The sequence below is a fragment of the Pseudarthrobacter sp. MOO14 genome (genome assembly GCF_058267675.1).
In genome coordinates this window covers 147,848-163,363 of record NZ_CM177849.1, presented here as the reverse complement: position 1 = coordinate 163,363, position 15,516 = coordinate 147,848, and the positions used below count along the sequence as shown (strand labels likewise).

Genomic DNA, 15,516 nt, shown 5'->3' with positions numbered 1-15,516 from the left:
CTAGCCCAGCTTGGATGCCACGAGCTCCGTGAGGTCGACGAGGCGGTTGGAGTAGCCCCATTCGTTGTCATACCAGGAAACAACCTTGACCTGGTTGCCGATGACCTTGGTCAGGCCGGCGTCGAAGATGGAAGACGCGGGGTCGCCAACGATGTCGGAGGAGACGATGGGCTCGTCCGTGTAGGTCAGGAAGCCCTGCAGTTCCTCGGACTCCGAGGCGCGCTTGAGGGCGGCGTTGACTTCCTCCACGGTGGTCTCGCGGGAGACGGTGACGGTGAGGTCGGTGGCGGAGCCGGTGGGCACGGGGACGCGGATGGCGTAACCGTCCAGCTTGCCCTTGAGCTCGGGGAGGACAAGGCCGATTGCCTTGGCGGCGCCGGTGGAGGTGGGGACCATGTTGATGGCCGCAGCACGCGCACGGCGCAGGTCCTTGTGCGGGCCGTCCTGCAGGTTCTGGTCCGCGGTATAGGCGTGCACGGTGGTCATGAGTCCACGCTCAATGCCGAATTCGTCGTTGACCACCTTGGCCAGCGGGCCGAGGCAGTTGGTGGTGCAGGAGGCGTTGGAGATGATGTTGTGCGTGGCGTTGTCGTAGAGCTTGTCGTTGACGCCCATCACGATGGTGATGTCCTCGTCCGAGGCCGGAGCTGAGATCAGGACCTTCTTGGCGCCTGCATCGATGTGCTTCTGGGCGTCTGCTGCCTTGGTGAAGAACCCGGTGGATTCGATCACGATGTCCACGCCCAGTTCGCCCCAGGGGAGCTTGGCGGGATCGCGTTCGGCCAGGACCTTGACGACGTTGCCGTTGACGACGATGTTGCCGTCCTTGACCTCGATGGTCTCCTTCAGGCGTCCGCCGACGGAGTCGTACTTGAACAGGTGGGCCAGGGCTTCGGGGCTGGTGAGGTCGTTGACGGCAACGATCTCCAGGTCCGCGCCTTGTGCAAGTGCTGCGCGGAAGTAGTTGCGGCCAATGCGGCCGAAGCCGTTGATACCAATACGGGTCGTCACTTTTACAGTCTCCTTGGTGCTTTGAGAAGCACTACTAGTTGAGCGGGCGTTCAAGCCAACTAACAGATCCCGCACGCCATTGGGCAGAGATGATTAACACGGAGGGCGACCAGCCTCATTGCTGAAGGCTAACCGCCTTCCGTGACCCATCTTACGTTTAACTGGGTCCGCCCCCGCAAGTGCGGGGGCGGACCATCCACATCCCGGCCGGTTTAAGTCAGAATGTGAAGTTTGTTACATCGATGTATAACGCAGCTCACTACGGGAGGGTGATGAGTCCCGTGGCGTTGGCGCGTGCAGCTTCGAAGCGCTGGGCGACGTCGGCCCAGTTGACGATGTTCCAGAATGCCTTGACGTAGTCGGCCTTGACGTTGACGTAGTCCAGGTAGAAGGCGTGCTCCCACATGTCCAGCATCAGCAGCGGCGTGGTGCCCAAGGCAACGTTCCCCTGCTGGTCGTACAGCTGCTCGATGACCAGGTTTCCACCGATGGGTTCGTAGGCCAGGAAGCCCCAGCCCGAGCCCTGCAGGCCCAGTGCCGCGGCGCTGAACTGGGCGCGGAACGCATCGAAGGAACCGAACGCGTCGTCGATGGCAGCTGCCAGCTCGCCTTCGGGCTTGTCGCCGCCGTCCGGGGACAGGTTGTTCCAGAAGACCGAGTGGTTGATGTGGCCGCCGGTGTGGAACGCGAGGTCCTTGGAGAGACGGTTGATGTTGGCGAAGTCGCCCTTTTCCCGTGCTTCGGCAAGCTGGGCCAGTGCGTTGTTGGCGCCGGTGACATAGGCTGCGTGGTGCTTGCTGTGGTGCAGCTCCATGATCCGCGCAGAGATGTGCGGCTCAAGGGCGGCGTAGTCGTACTTGAGTTCGGGCAATACGTACTCAGTCACAAAATCCTCCAATATCGTGGACACGCGGTCCGGTTGGTGACTCTCGGATTGTGCATCCGGGCGTCTGGCGCCCGGAATCTTTTTGATTCTATGGGGCGCTTACTCGTCCAGCATTTCCGGCGTCACATTGGCGTCGGTTCCGGGAATGCCCAGGTCAAGGGCGCGTTTGTCCGCCATGGCCAGGAGCCGGCGGATCCGGCCGGCAATCGCGTCCTTGGTCATCACGGGGTCGGCCAGCCGGCCCAGTTCGTCCAGGCTCGCCTGTTTGTGCGCCACCCGCAGTTCCCCGGCGTATTTCAGGTGGTCCGGAACGTCGTCGCCGAGGATCTCCAGGGCCCGGTCCACCCGGGCGCCTGCGGCCACCGCGGCCTGCGCGGAACGGCGCAGGTTGGCGTCGTCGAAGTTGGCGAGCCGGTTGGCCGTGGCACGGACTTCCTTGCGCATGCGGCGTTCTTCCCAGACCATCAACGCGTCGTGGGCGCCCATCCTGGTCAGCAGCGCCGCGATGGTGTCGCCGTCGCGGATGACCACGCGGTCCACTCCCCTGACCTCACGCGCCTTGGCCTGGATGTCCAGGCGGCGGGCCGCCCCGACCAGGGCGAGGGCCGATTCGGGCCCCGGGCAGGTGACCTCCAGCGAGGACGACCGTCCCGGTTCCGTCAGTGAGCCGTGGGCCAGGAACGCCCCGCGCCATACGGCTTCGGCATCGGCCGCCGAGCCGTTGACGACGGCGGACGGCAGCCCCCGCACCGGGCGGCCCCGGCCGTCCAGCAGGCCGGTCTGCCGGGCCAGTGCTTCGCCGTCGCGGACCACGCGGACCACGTAGCGGCTGGCGCGGCGCAGTCCACCGGCCGAGACCACGATGATTTCGCTCTGGTGTCCGTAGACTTCGGCGATGGCGGCGCGGAGCCGGCGGGCCGTGGACGCCAGGTCCACTTCCGCTTCGATGACGATCCGGCCGGAGATGATGTGCAGTCCCCCGGCGAACCGGAGCATGGCGGAGACTTCCGCCTTGCGCACTGATGACTTCTTGATGTCCAGACGGGACAGTTCTTCTTTGACTGATGCTGTCAGTGCCATGGCACCTTCCTAACTGTTCCCAAAAATGTCCTGGTACGCCGTGGCCAGCCGCAGTGGCTCGTGGACTGGGCGGCGTCCCGACGCCCCTACTTTACCCAAGACCACCTCCGCTCCAATCATGGCGGCGGCCTTCTCGAACTCCTGCCGGTCGGGTACTGAAGCGGGATCGGCGAGGACCACGTCCACGCTGAACTCCGGAGCGTAGCGCCGGAGGACGTGGAGATGGTCGGCGGCGCTCATGCCCGACGTTTCTTTGGTATCGGTGGCAAGGTTCATGGTCAGGCAGCGCTTGGCCGGCGTGCTGCACAGTGCCTGGCGCATCTCGGGCAGCAGCAGGTGCGGCAGGACCGAGGTGTACCAGGACCCCGGGCCCAGGACCACCCAGTCCGCCAGCTCGATCGCCGTCAGGGCCTCCGTGCAGGCCGGCGCCGATTTCGGCAGGAGCCGCACTTCTTCGAGCGACCCGGCGACGGCGCAGCGCGCTTGCCCGTGGATGGTCTCCAGCCCCGTTCCGCCGCCGGGGGTGGTGACGCGGACGTCGCCTTCGATCGTGAGCGGGACGGTGGACATGGGCAGCACCTGGCCACGGGCGCCCAGCAGCGCACCGGCCCACTTGAGTCCGGCGACGGCGTCGCCCAGCAGTTCCCACAGGGTGACGATCAGCAGGTTGCCCATGGCGTGTTCATCGAGGGAACCGCCCGGGCCTTTGCCGGCGCGGAACCGGTGTTGCATGACGTCGCGCCAGGTGCGGCCCCAGTCGGTATCGTCGCACAGGGCGGACAGGGCCATGCGGAGGTCGCCGGGCGGGAGCACGCCGTACTCCTCGCGCAGGCGCCCGGACGAGCCGCCGTCGTCCGCCACGGTGACAATTGCGGTGAGCTCGGAGGTGAGCAGGCGCAGGGCCGACAAGGAGGCCGCGAGGCCGTGTCCGCCGCCCAGTGCTACAACGTTGGGGCCCTTGTCCTGGCCGGGCGACGTACCGCCGGCCGGTGGCACCAGGGGCAGGGCGCCGGTGAAAAGGGCCATTATTCGCGGCCCAGATCCCGGTGCGCGGTGGTCACGGTGACGCGCGGGTACTGGGCGAGCTTCTTGGAAAGTTCGACGGCGACCGCGACGGAGCGGTGCTTGCCGCCGGTGCAGCCAACGGCGATCGTGGCGTAGTGCTTGTTTTCCCGCCGATATCCCTCCAACACGGGCTCCAGCGCGAGGACGTAGCGGTCCACGAAGTTCTTGACCCCTTCTGCCTCAAGCACGTAGTCACTGACGTCCTTGTCCAGGCCGGTCAGGGGGCGCAGCTGGGGCACCCAGTGCGGGTTGGGAATGAACCGCACGTCGGCCACGTAGTTGGCGTCCACCGGGAGGCCGTACTTGAAGCCGAAGCTCATGACGTTCAGGCGCAGGGCCACGGGACCGGTTTCGCTGAACAGCTCCGTAATGGCCGTGGCGAGTCCGTGGACGTTGTAATTGGAGGTATCGAGCACGACGTCCGAGCTGTCGCGCAGCTCCTGCAGCAGCTCGCGTTCCGCGGCTATGCCGTCAAGGATGCGGCCCCCGCCCTGGAGCGGGTGGGGGCGGCGGCCCTGTTCGAAGCGCCGGACCAGGACGTTGTCGCTGGCGTCCAGGAACAGCACCCGGAAGGTGACCCCGCTGGCGGCGAGTGCGCCCAGAGCGGACCGGATGTCGGCGAAGAGTCCCTTGCTGCGGACATCGATGACCACCGCGAGCCGGGGAATGGACTGGGGAGCGTGCGAGACGAGTTCGGCCAGGGTGCCGAGCATCTGCGGCGGCAGGTTCTCCACGACATACCAGCCGTGGTCCTCCAACGCGTCGGCGGCGGTGCTCCGCCCGGCGCCGGACATTCCGGTGACCACCAGCAGCTCCGCTTCGAGCGGCTTGACTGTCTCCAGCCCGTCCTGCCCGTCCTCGGATCCCGCCGTCGTGTCTGCCATGAAGTCCGCCCCGTTTCGTTGTTGTGCCAGGGCCGCCGCAGTGGCGCCGCCCCGTCACTTACCCTAGCTAAGTTTCAATGATTTCGCCGGTGGACATGTTAATTGCCGGGACGGACACGGCGTCGTCCGTACCGGTGGCAAAGTGGTTCACGATGGCGCCGGCCAGGGCGGGTCCGATCCCCTTGGCTTCGGAGAGCTCTTCCACGGTGGCGGCCTTGACGCCCTTGACCGAACCGAAATGCGCCAGCAGGGCCTTCCGTTTGGACGCGCCCAGGCCCGGGACGGCGTCAAGCGCGGAGACGGTCATGGCCTTGCCGCGCTTTTGCCGGTGAAAGGTAATGGCAAAGCGGTGGGCCTCGTCACGGATCCGCTGCAGCAGGTACAGGCCTTGGGAAGTTCGGGGCAGGATCACCGGAAAATCGCTGTCCGGCAGCCATACTTCCTCCAGCCGCTTGGCCAGGCCCACCACGTAGACGTCATCGATGCCCAGCTCGGCCAGGGCGCGTGCTGCCGCGTTTACCTGCGGTTGGCCGCCGTCCACCACCACGAGGTTCGGCGGGTAGGCGAATTTGGCCTTGGGCGCCGGCGTGGTGGTGTCCAGCACTGCGTCCCCGGCCACAGGGTCTTTCCCATCCGCGGCAAGGAGGGATTCATCCACCTGTGCGGACTTGTCCTGCAGGTAATGTCGGAAACGCCGGGTCAGGACGTCATGCATGGCCGCCGTGTCGTCGGAGGCGGCAGGCCCGGTGATGGAGAACTTGCGGTAATCGGACTTCTTGGGCAGGCCGTCCTCCACCACCACCATGGAGGCCACCACGTTGGTCCCCTGGACGTGCGAAACGTCGAAGCATTCGATCCGGAGCAGCGGAACGGGCAGGTCAAGGGCTTCCTGCAGTTCCTGGAGTGCCTGCGACCTGACGGTGATGTCACCGGCACGCCGGGTTTTGTGGAGCTTGAGCGCGTGCTCGGCATTTTCTCGCACAGTGGACATCAGCGCCGCCTTGTCTCCGCGCTGCGGGACGCGGATGTCCACTTTGGCCCCGCGGATGCCGCCAAGCCAGGTGGCGAGGTCCTCCGCGTTGCTGGGTGCGACAGGGACCAGGACCTCGCGCGGCAGCCTGCCGTGGGTCTCGCCGTCCTCGCCGTAGACCTGCTGGAGCAGGTGCTCCACGAGGTCCGGGGTGGTGAAGTCCTCCACCTTTTCCACCACCCAGCCACGTTGCCCGCGGATCCGGCCGCCCCGGACGTGGAACACCTGGACTGCGGCTTCGAGCTCGTCCTCGTGCAGGGCGAAGACGTCGGCGTCGGTGTCTTCGGACAGCACCACGGCGTTGCGTTCGAAGACTTTGCGCAGGGCGGCGATGTCGTCGCGCAGCCGCGCGGCGTGTTCGTAGTCCAGTTTCGCCACGGCGTCGGCCATCTGCTTTTCCAACTTGTTGATGAACCGTTTGGCTTCGCCGCCCATGAAGGCGCAGAAGTCGTCGGCCAGCGCCCTGTGGTCGTCCGGCGAGATCCGGCCCACGCAAGGTGCGGAACATTTGTCGATGTAGCCCAGCAGGCACGGCCGGCCGCTGGCTTCGGCCCGTTTGAAGACGCCGGCACTGCAGCTGCGCACAGGGAAGACGCGCAGCAGGGTGTCCATGGTTTCGCGGATGGCACCGGCGGTGTAGGGGCCGAAGTAGCGGGTACCCTTCCGCTTGTCCCCGCGCATGACCTGGACCCTGGGGTATTTTTCGCCCATGGTGACGGCGAGGTAGGGGTAGGTCTTGTCGTCCCGGAACACGACATTGAACCGGGGCTTGAATTCCTTGATCCAGGTGTACTCAAGCTGCAGCGATTCCAGTTCGCTGCCCACCACGGTCCACTCGACGCTGCTGGCCGCGTGGACCATGGCGTAGGTTTTCGGCAACAGGCCCGCCGGGTTGGCAAAGTATGAGTTCAGGCGGGACCGGAGGCTCTTCGCCTTTCCCACGTAAATCACCCGCCCATGCGGGTCACGGAACCGGTAGACGCCCGGGTTGGTGGGGATTTCACCGGTTTTGGGCCGGTAACTTGCTGGATTTGCCACCTATCAAGTCTACTAAGGCGCGCCGGGCATCTGCGCCAGCACGGCTACTCGGCGGACTTGCTCTGGTTGTAGCTGGTGGAGCGCTCCTGGCCGGTCAGGGCAGCGATCGCGTCCATGATCCGGTCCGTGACCTCACGGCGCGCGGGCAGCGAGTGGTCCGGGCCGGTCTTATCGAAGTACAGCGGCTCCCCCACCTTCATGGTGAAATGCTGTGGCCTGACACCCTTTTCGCCGGCCCGCTGGAGTTTTTCGGTCCCGATCAGGCCCACCGGAATGACCGGTGCCCCGGTGGTCAGCGCGAGCCAGCCGACGCCGGTGCGTCCGCGGTACAGGATGCCGTCGCGGGACCGGGTGCCCTCAGGGTAGATGCCGATGCCGCGGCCGGACTCAAGGATGTCCAGGAGTGTCTTGAGCGCCTGGACGCTGGCTGCCTGTTCGCCGCGCTCCACGGGGATGGAACCCACTGATTCGAAGAAGGCCTTCATGACCTTGCCTTTGAGGCCTCCGGTGGTGAAGTACTCGGCCTTGGCGAAGAACGCGACCGGGCGGGGCATCAGCGCCTGCACGATCACACTGTCAAAGAAGGACAGGTGGTTGGGGGCCACGATGAAAGGGCCGTCGGAGGGGACATTGTCCAGGCCGACGACGGTGGGGCGGCAGGTGCCGGAGATGAGGTTCCGCGTCGTCCAGCGGACGGCATCAAACATTTCCATTGTTGCGCACCCCGCTCATGGCCGCGGTGTGGACGGCTTGCAGCCGTTCGATGACTGTGACCAGTTCCTCACCAGTGCTGACGACGGCGACCGACCCGGCCTCTTCAAGTTCGCCGTCTGGCGCGAATCCCCAGGCCACGCCAATACAGTCCAGGCCGTTGGCAATCGCTCCCGAAACGTCCTGTGCCCGGTCCCCCACCATGATGGCGTGTTCGGTATCCAGGTCCCGCAGGGCTGCGGCAATGATCTGGGTCTTGCCCAGCGGAACGCCGTCCACGGCAGCTTCGTCGTCGGCGGACCCGTGGATGCCGTGGAAGAAGCCGTCGATGCCGTGGTGTGCCAGTACGGTGTGGGCAAGGCGCTGCGGCTTCTGGGTGGCCACGGCAACGGGCCGTCCGGCCGCTGCGAAGGATTCGAGGATTTCCTGGATTCCGGGGTACAGCCTGCTCTGGGCGATTCCGGCGGAGACGTAGTGTTCCCGGTAGCGGCGGACCACCTCTTCAAGGCGGTCCGCCGGCACCTTCGCTACGTTGAGCAGTGAGTCGCTCAATTTGGGGCCGATCATCGCATCCAGCAGGTCCTGGGCGGGAACCGGCAGCCCCAGCCCGCGGAGGGCCGATGCAATGCCTTCTGTTATTCCACCGGCCGGGTCGACAAGAGTGCCGTCCAGGTCAAAGATCACGGGCACTGTTGTTGAAGTCACCGGGTTAGTTTCTCACGACAGCGCGAGTGCCTGAAACTCGCATTCCCGTACAGGAATATTTCCGGACAGATTCCTCTGCTGGTCAGCCCAGTATTTCTGCCAGGAACTTCCCCGTATGGCTGGTGCTGGACTTGGCGACCTGCTCTGGCGTTCCCGCCGCGACGATGTGGCCGCCACCCGAACCGCCGTCGGGCCCGAGGTCCACGAGCCAGTCCGCACTCTTGATGACGTCCAGGTTGTGCTCGATGGTGATCACCGTGTTGCCCTTGTCCACCAGCCCTTGGAGGACCATGAGGAGCTTGCGGATGTCCTCAAAGTGCAGCCCCGTGGTGGGCTCGTCCAGGACGTAGATGCTGCGCCCGTTGGACCGCTTCTGCAGCTCGGCCGCGAGTTTGACGCGCTGCGCTTCACCGCCGGACAACGTGGTGGCGGGCTGGCCCAGCCGCACATAGCCCAGTCCGACATCCACCAGGGTGTTCAGGTGGCGGGCGATGGGCGAGAATGCCGCGAAGAACTCGGCGCCCTCCTCGATGGGCATGTTGAGGACGTCAGCGATGGTCTTGCCCTTGTAGTGGACTTCCAGCGTTTCCCGGTTGTAACGGGCACCGTGGCAGACCTCGCAGGGGACGTACACGTCAGGCAGGAAGTTCATTTCGATTTTCAGCGTGCCGTCACCGGAGCATGCTTCGCAGCGGCCGCCCTTGACGTTGAAGGAGAACCGGCCCGGCAGGTAGCCGCGAACCTTGGCTTCGGTGGTCTCCGCGAAGAGCTTGCGGATGTTGTCGAACACTCCCGTGTACGTGGCCGGGTTGGATCGGGGGGTGCGGCCGATGGGGCTCTGGTCCACGTGGACCACTTTGTCCAGGTGCTCGAGGCCCTGGACGGTCTTGTGCCGGCCAGCCACCTGCTTGGCGCCGTTGAGCTTGTTGGCGAGCACCTTGTAGAGGATTTCGTTTACGAGCGTGGACTTACCGGAACCGCTCACGCCGGTCACCGCAGTAAAGAGTCCCAGCGGGAAGGCGGCGTCGACGTTGACGAGATTGTTCTCCCGGGCGCCCACCACTTTGATTTCGCGCTTTTTGTCGTACTTCCGGCGCTTTTTGGGCACGGCGATGGCCTTGCGGCCGGACAGGTAGTCGCCGGTCAGCGATTGCTTGTTTTCCAGCAGCTCCTTGTAGGTTCCGGAGTGCACCACCTGGCCGCCGTGTTCTCCTGCGCCCGGTCCGATGTCCACGATCCAGTCAGCCACGTGGATGGTGTCCTCGTCATGCTCAACCACGATGAGGGTGTTGCCCATGTCGCGGAGCCGGGTGAGGGTTTCGATGAGCCGGCGGTTGTCGCGCTGGTGCAGGCCGATGGAGGGCTCGTCCAGGACGTACAGCACGCCCACCAGGCCGGACCCGATCTGGGTGGCGAGCCTGATGCGCTGTGCTTCGCCGCCGGAGAGGGTGGCTGAGGGGCGCTCGAGGTTAAGGTATTCGAGGCCCACATCCAGCAGGAAGGTAAGCCGCGCCTGGATCTCCTTGAGGACCTGGTGCGCGATCTGCGCTTCACGTCCGGTCAGGACCAGGGTGTTCAGGAACTCCGCACAGTCCCGCATGGGCAGTGCCGCTACTTCGGCGATGGACTTGCCGTTGATGAGGACCGAGAGCGAGGCCGGGTTGAGCCGGGCACCGTTGCAGGAAGGGCATGGGACCTGGCGCATGTATTCTTCGTAGCGGTCGCGGGCCCAGTCGGAATCGGTCTCGCCATGCTTGCGGTGGACGTACTGGATGGCACCCTCGAAGCCGGTGCTGTATTTGCGTTCCCGGCCGAACCGGTTCCGGTACTGCACCACCACCTTGTGGTCCTTGCCGTGCAGGATGGTCTGGCGGACGTCCTTGCCGAGCTTCTCCCACGGCGTGGCCATGGAGAAGCCCACTTCCTTGGCGAGGCCTTCCAGGAGACGGTTCCAGTATTCGGTGGTGGCGGTTCCCAGGGACCATGGCGCGATGGCGCCTTCGGAGAGCGAGAGTTCCGGGTTGGGAACGATCAGTTCCTCGTCCACCTCCAGCCGGGTACCGATGCCGCTGCAGGCCGCGCAGGCACCGAAGGGGTTGTTGAAGGAGAACGAGCGGGGCTCGATCTCGTCGATGGCCAGCGGGTGTTCGTTGGGGCAGGCGAGGTTCTCGGAGAAAGCCCGGATCCGTCCGGGATCGTCGGCGTCAAGATCCACGAACTCGGCCAGGACGCGGCCTTCCGCCAGCCCCAGGGCCGTCTCGATGGAGTCGGTGAGCCGCTGGCTGATGCCTTCCTTGACCACGAGGCGGTCCACCACTACCTCGATGGTGTGCTTGAACTGCTTGCCCAGCTTGGGCGGATCGCTCAACTGGACCAGGTTGCCGTCCACCCGCGCACGGGAGTAGCCCTTGGCGCTGAGCTCTTTGAAAAGGTCAACGAACTCGCCCTTGCGGCCGCGCACCACCGGCGCCAGGACCTGGAATCGGGTTCCGTCTGCGAGTTCCAGGAGCTGGTCCACAATCTGCTGCGGCGTCTGCTTGGATACCGGCTCACCGCACACGGGGCAGTGCGGCCTGCCGACACGTGCCCACAACAGGCGCATGTAGTCGTAGATTTCGGTGATGGTGCCCACGGTGGACCGCGGGTTCTTGCTGGTGGACTTCTGGTCGATGGAGACCGCGGGAGACAGCCCTTCGATGAAGTCGACATCGGGTTTGTCCACCTGGCCCAGGAACTGGCGCGCGTAGGCGGAGAGCGATTCGACGTAGCGGCGCTGGCCTTCGGCAAAGATGGTGTCGAACGCCAGGGACGACTTTCCGGATCCGGAGAGGCCTGTGAAGACAATCATGGCGTCACGGGGCAGGTCCAGGTCCACGTTGCGCAGGTTGTGCTCCCGCGCGCCCTTCACGACGAGCCTGGAGAGGTCCGGCCGCTGCGGGACGGCAGCGGGGGCGACGGTGAAGGAGGAGGCGGGGGCAGAGGTTTCTTCAGCTACGGCTTTAGGCACCCCATAATGCTAATCGAAAACTTCTTCGAACATGCGCGGTTCCGCCCTCAGGGAACATCGTAGGCGGCCGCCAGCAGCTTGACGGCCTCCGCGAAGCTGGCCCCCTGCGCCTTGGCCACGTCCGCGTACGCCGCCGCGGCGGCGGCCAACCCGCCGAGCCTCTCATCCCGCGCCGAAACCACCGTGCCGTTCCGCCCGCGGGTGGCTACAATCCCCGCGGCTTCGAGCTCCTTGTAAGCCCTGGCCACGGTGTGCGGGGCGACGTCGAGCTTTTCCGCCAGGGCACGCACGGCCGGGAGCCTGGTGCCCGGGGCAAGCGCGCCGTTGTCAGCAAGGTGGATGACCTGCAGCCGCAGTTGCTCGAACAGCGCCACGGTGCTGGCGGGATTCGGCCGCCAGGCGCCGGGGAAGTCCGCGGGGGCGCTCACAGGCCACCCTCCAGGACACCGGCGCGGCCGTCACGGGCGGCGAACTGTGCGTTGTAGAGCGCGGCGTAGTAGCTGTTGGCGGCCAGGAGGCTCTCGTGCGTTCCCTGCTCAACGATGCGTCCATGGTCCATGACCAGAATTAGATCAGCGTTCCGTACCGTGGACAAACGGTGGGCGATGATGAAACTGGTCCGGCCGTTCCGGAGCCGTTGCATCGCCTGGCGGATCAGGAGCTCGGTCCTGGAATCCACCGAGCTGGTGGCCTCGTCCAGGACCAGCACCGAGCGTCCGGCCAGCTGCGCCCTGGCTATCGTGATGAGCTGCCGCTGTCCTTGGCTGAGGGGCTCGCCGCCGTTTTCCAGTACGGTGCCGTAGCCGTGGGGCAGGGAACGGATGAAACGGTCGGCATGGGTGGCCTCCGCGGCGGCGACGACGGCGTGGTCCGAAGCCTCCGGAAGGCCATAGGCGATATTTTCCCGGATGGTCCCGGCGAACAGCCAGGCATCCTGCGGAACCACGCCGAACCGGGAGCGCAGCTGGTCGCGCGGAACGGAGGAGATGTCCTGCCCGCCAATGGAGATCCGGCCCGAGGAAGGCTCGAGGAAACGCATCAGCAGGTTCACCACGGTGCTCTTGCCGGCACCGGTGTGTCCCACGATGGCCACCGCCTGCCCCGGATCAACCGTGAAGGTGAGGTCGCGGACCGCGGGGACCGAACCCGGGTAGCGGTACGTGACACCATCGAAAACGATGCGGCCGGCAACCGGCCCGGCCGGTGCCGTGCCGGCCGGTTCCGGGGGGTCCTCCACCGCGTCCAGGAGTGCGAAGACTCGTCCAGCCGACGCCGCACAGGACTGCATGACGCTGAGCAGGCCGCCAATCTGCCCCACAGGCTGGGTGAACAGCCGGCTGAACTGGATGAACGCCTGGACCCCGCCAATGGTCATGGACCCGGACAGGATCTGCAGGGCTCCCACGACCGCCACCGCAATGTAGTTGAGGTTGGACATCAGGACCATCAGCGGCTGGACCACGCCCGCGGAAAACTGGGCTTTGCGGCCGGCCCGGGCCAGCCGTGCGTTGCTCTGGCCGAACACTCCCGCAGCCTGCTCCTGCCAGCCAAAGGCCTTGACCACCTCGTGGCCGCTGATGAATTCCTCCACGTGCGCGTTGAGCTCGCCGGTCTCCTTCCATTGGCTGGCGAAATGCTCCTGCGAGCGGCGCGCCACCAGCACGGTGATCCACGTCGAGACCGGGACGGTGGCAACGGCAATGGCGGCGAGCAGCGGCGAGATCCACAGCATCATGGCCAGCGAGCCGCACAGCAAGAGGACGGAGACGATCAGTTGCGTCAAGACCTGGTTCAGGGCCTGGGCAATGTTGTCGATGTCGTTCGTGGCGCGGCTGAGGACGTCGCCCCGGGACCGCTCCCGGAAGTAGGTGGACGGCAGGCGGTGCAGCTTGTCCTCCACCGAGGCGCGGAGCCTGAACATGAGGCCCTGGACGGCACGGGCCGTCAGCGCCCCCTGGATCCAGTTGAACAGTGAGGCGAGCACGTACATGCCGGCTACAACCGCGAGCAGGGTGCCGAGGCGCTGGTCCAGGCTGCCTTGGGCGACGCCGTCCACCACCAGGTCCGTGGCGTCACCAAGATACTTGGGAGCGGCAACGTTGAGGCCGGCGAAGGCGCACGTGGCGCCGACGGCGCCCAGGACCCGCAGCCGGAAAGGGCGGAGGAGGCCAAGGAGCCTCGCCGCGGTGGGCCGGAAGGACTGGGCAGCAGCCACGGCTTCGCCGGCCGCCGTCACAGGGGGCCGTCCAGCGCGAGCTGGGACTCGGCGATTTCCCGGTAGGTGGCCGAGTCCTGCAACAGCTCCGTATGCGTTCCCTGGGCGGCGAGCCGGCCGTCGTCGAGCACCAGGATGAGGTCCGCGTCCTCGACGGCGGACAGGCGTTCAGCAACCACGACCACCGTGGCGGCCGCCAAAACCTGGTCCAGCGCCAGCCTCAGCCTGGTGTCGGTGCGGTAGTCGAGGGCGGAGAAGCTGTCGTCGAAAAGGTAGAGGGGCGCCTGGCGCAACAGTGCCCGGGCAATGCACAGCCTCTGGCGCTGCCCGCCCGACAGGCTTGCGCCGCCCTGCCCCACCGGCGTGGCAAGACCCAACGGGAGGTCGCGCATGAACCGCATGGTCTGCGCCGTCTCCAGGGCCGCCCACAGTTCCTCGTCGGTGGCCTCCGGCGCACCCAGCCGCAGGTTATCCGCAATGGTTCCGGTGAAGAGGTGGGAGTGCTGCGGCACGATCCCCATGGCTCCGCGCAAAAGGTCCAGGGGCATGTCCCGGACGTCGCGGCCGCCCACGGTGATGTGGCCTTCCGTGGGGTCGAGGAACCGCGGAATCAGGTTCAGCAGCGTCGACTTCCCGCTTCCCGTTGAGCCGACGATCGCCAAGGTGGTACCCGGTGCTGCGGTAAAGCTGATGTCCGCGAGCACCGGCGCTTCAGCTCCCGGGTAGCAGAAGCCAACCCCATGGAACTGGAGGAGACCCGGCCCGGGTGCCGGTGCGCCCGCGTCCGTACTCCGGCCGCCCGGCCTGGCTGGTCCATTACCGGCGCCGGTAATCCGGGCCGCCGCGTCGCGGACCGACGGCTCGGTGTCCAGGACAGCCTGGATGCGTTCGGCGCAGGCAGCCGCGCGCGGCGCCGTCATGAGGACGTACATGGCCATCATGATGGCCAGCAGGATCTGCATGATGTAGGCGATGAAGGCGGTGAGGGCGCCGAGGTTCATCAGGCCGTCCTGGATGCGGTGCCCGCCGAACCAGACCACGGCGACCGAACTGATGTTGACCACCAGCATGATCATCGGCAGCATCCCCGCCACCAGCAGCGCAGACTGCAGGTTGTTCGCGGTCAGTCCGGCGTTGGCCCGGGCAAACCGCCGTGCTTCGTAATCCTGGCGGACGAAGGCGCGGATAACATCCACGCCGATGATTTGTTCGCGCAGGATTCCGCCCGAGCGGTCCAGCAGGTCCTGGCCCTCCCGGTAGAGCGGAATCAGGCGGCGCACGATCAGGTACATGATCAGCAGGAGCAGCGGAACGATGACGATCACCACCACGGACAGCGCCACGTCCTGCTGCACGGCAAGGACGATTCCCCCGACGCCCATGGCGGGTCCGGCAAAGAGCATGGTGAAAACCAGGACGGCGAATGCCTGGATTTGCTGGGTGTCGTTGGTGGCACGCGTGGTCAGGCTTTGGGTTCCGAACAGAGCCACGTCCTGTGACGACAACGACTGGATCCGGGCAAAGACTTCCGCCCGCAGCCGGCGCCCGATCCGCATGGCCACCACTGCTCCCAGGTAGCCTGCCCCGATGGCGGACGCCGCCTGTACCACGGCGATGACGGCCATCGCCGCGCCCAGCCTGGATATGGCGGCCGTATCCCCGGCCACAATGCCATCGTCAATGATCGCCGCGTTCACTGTTGGCAAAAGCAGGTTGGCCGCTGCCTGGACCAACTGGAGCAGCACGATGGCCCACACCTGGGCTTGCTGTCCAGCGAGTTGCCGCCTGATGAGACCGACCAGCAAAATACCCCCCGTAGATGCACCCGGTCGAAGCGGGCCGGCGACTCGACCCTAAACCACAGACCACATTGTAAGCCAGATC

12 protein-coding genes are annotated in these 15,516 nt (G+C 66.0%); all 12 read right to left on the bottom strand.

Features of this window, described 5'->3' with window-relative positions:
- Entirely contained in the window at positions 1 to 1,011 is a 1,011-nt protein-coding gene (gene gap / locus AC4EEV_RS00705; protein ID WP_018761257.1) for a type I glyceraldehyde-3-phosphate dehydrogenase, read from the bottom strand.
- Between the two features lie 259 nt (positions 1,012 to 1,270).
- Positions 1,271 to 1,897 carry a superoxide dismutase gene (locus AC4EEV_RS00700; protein ID WP_026264449.1) on the bottom strand — a complete coding sequence of 209 codons (627 nt, stop codon included), beginning with the start codon at positions 1,895 to 1,897 and terminating at the stop codon, positions 1,271 to 1,273.
- A 99-nt stretch (positions 1,898 to 1,996) separates the two neighbouring features.
- Entirely contained in the window at positions 1,997 to 2,977 is a 981-nt protein-coding gene (gene whiA, locus AC4EEV_RS00695; protein ID WP_015937022.1) for a DNA-binding protein WhiA, read from the bottom strand.
- A gap of 9 nt (positions 2,978 to 2,986) precedes the next feature.
- Entirely contained in the window at positions 2,987 to 4,003 is a 1,017-nt protein-coding gene (locus AC4EEV_RS00690) for a gluconeogenesis factor YvcK family protein (protein ID WP_018761255.1), read from the bottom strand.
- A complete protein-coding gene (rapZ, locus tag AC4EEV_RS00685; RefSeq protein WP_018761254.1) occupies positions 4,003 to 4,926 on the bottom strand; it encodes an RNase adapter RapZ in 924 nt (307 codons plus the stop codon). Before rapZ ends, AC4EEV_RS00690 begins: the two co-directional genes overlap by 1 nt.
- 67 nt (positions 4,927 to 4,993) lie before the next feature.
- Entirely contained in the window at positions 4,994 to 6,994 is a 2,001-nt protein-coding gene (gene uvrC, locus AC4EEV_RS00680) for an excinuclease ABC subunit UvrC (protein WP_491329928.1), read from the bottom strand.
- Positions 6,995 to 7,038: 44 nt separating this feature from the next.
- On the bottom strand, positions 7,039 to 7,707 hold the full coding sequence (locus AC4EEV_RS00675) for a lysophospholipid acyltransferase family protein (RefSeq protein ID WP_491329927.1): 669 nt from the start codon (positions 7,705 to 7,707) through the stop codon (positions 7,039 to 7,041).
- The gene (locus tag AC4EEV_RS00670) at positions 7,694 to 8,410 is read right to left on the bottom strand and encodes an HAD hydrolase-like protein (protein ID WP_491329926.1); all 717 of its coding nucleotides are present in this window, start codon (positions 8,408 to 8,410) and stop codon (positions 7,694 to 7,696) included. Before AC4EEV_RS00670 ends, AC4EEV_RS00675 begins: the two co-directional genes overlap by 14 nt.
- Before the next feature lie 82 nt (positions 8,411 to 8,492).
- Complete coding sequence (uvrA, locus tag AC4EEV_RS00665) at positions 8,493 to 11,417, bottom strand: excinuclease ABC subunit UvrA (protein ID WP_491329925.1); 2,925 nt, start codon at positions 11,415 to 11,417, stop codon at positions 8,493 to 8,495.
- 47 nt (positions 11,418 to 11,464) lie between these two features.
- Entirely contained in the window at positions 11,465 to 11,845 is a 381-nt protein-coding gene (locus AC4EEV_RS00660; protein WP_018761249.1) for a GntR family transcriptional regulator, read from the bottom strand.
- Positions 11,842 to 13,653 carry an ABC transporter ATP-binding protein gene (locus AC4EEV_RS00655; protein WP_491329924.1) on the bottom strand — a complete coding sequence of 604 codons (1,812 nt, stop codon included), beginning with the start codon at positions 13,651 to 13,653 and terminating at the stop codon, positions 11,842 to 11,844. Before AC4EEV_RS00655 ends, AC4EEV_RS00660 begins: the two co-directional genes overlap by 4 nt.
- The gene (locus tag AC4EEV_RS00650; protein WP_491329923.1) at positions 13,650 to 15,437 is read right to left on the bottom strand and encodes an ABC transporter ATP-binding protein; all 1,788 of its coding nucleotides are present in this window, start codon (positions 15,435 to 15,437) and stop codon (positions 13,650 to 13,652) included. The genes AC4EEV_RS00655 and AC4EEV_RS00650 overlap by 4 nt, the downstream gene beginning before the upstream one ends.
- Positions 15,438 to 15,516 lie beyond the last annotated feature (79 nt).

Coding starts and splice junctions, on each gene's coding strand:
- whiA (WP_015937022.1), bottom strand. CDS start 2,977: ATGGCACTGACAGCATCAGTCAAAGAAGAACTGTCCCGTCTGGACATC.
- AC4EEV_RS00690 (WP_018761255.1), bottom strand. CDS start 4,003: ATGGCCCTTTTCACCGGCGCCCTGCCCCTGGTGCCACCGGCCGGCGGT.
- rapZ (WP_018761254.1), bottom strand. CDS start 4,926: ATGGCAGACACGACGGCGGGATCCGAGGACGGGCAGGACGGGCTGGAG.
- AC4EEV_RS00675 (WP_491329927.1), bottom strand. CDS start 7,707: ATGGAAATGTTTGATGCCGTCCGCTGGACGACGCGGAACCTCATCTCC.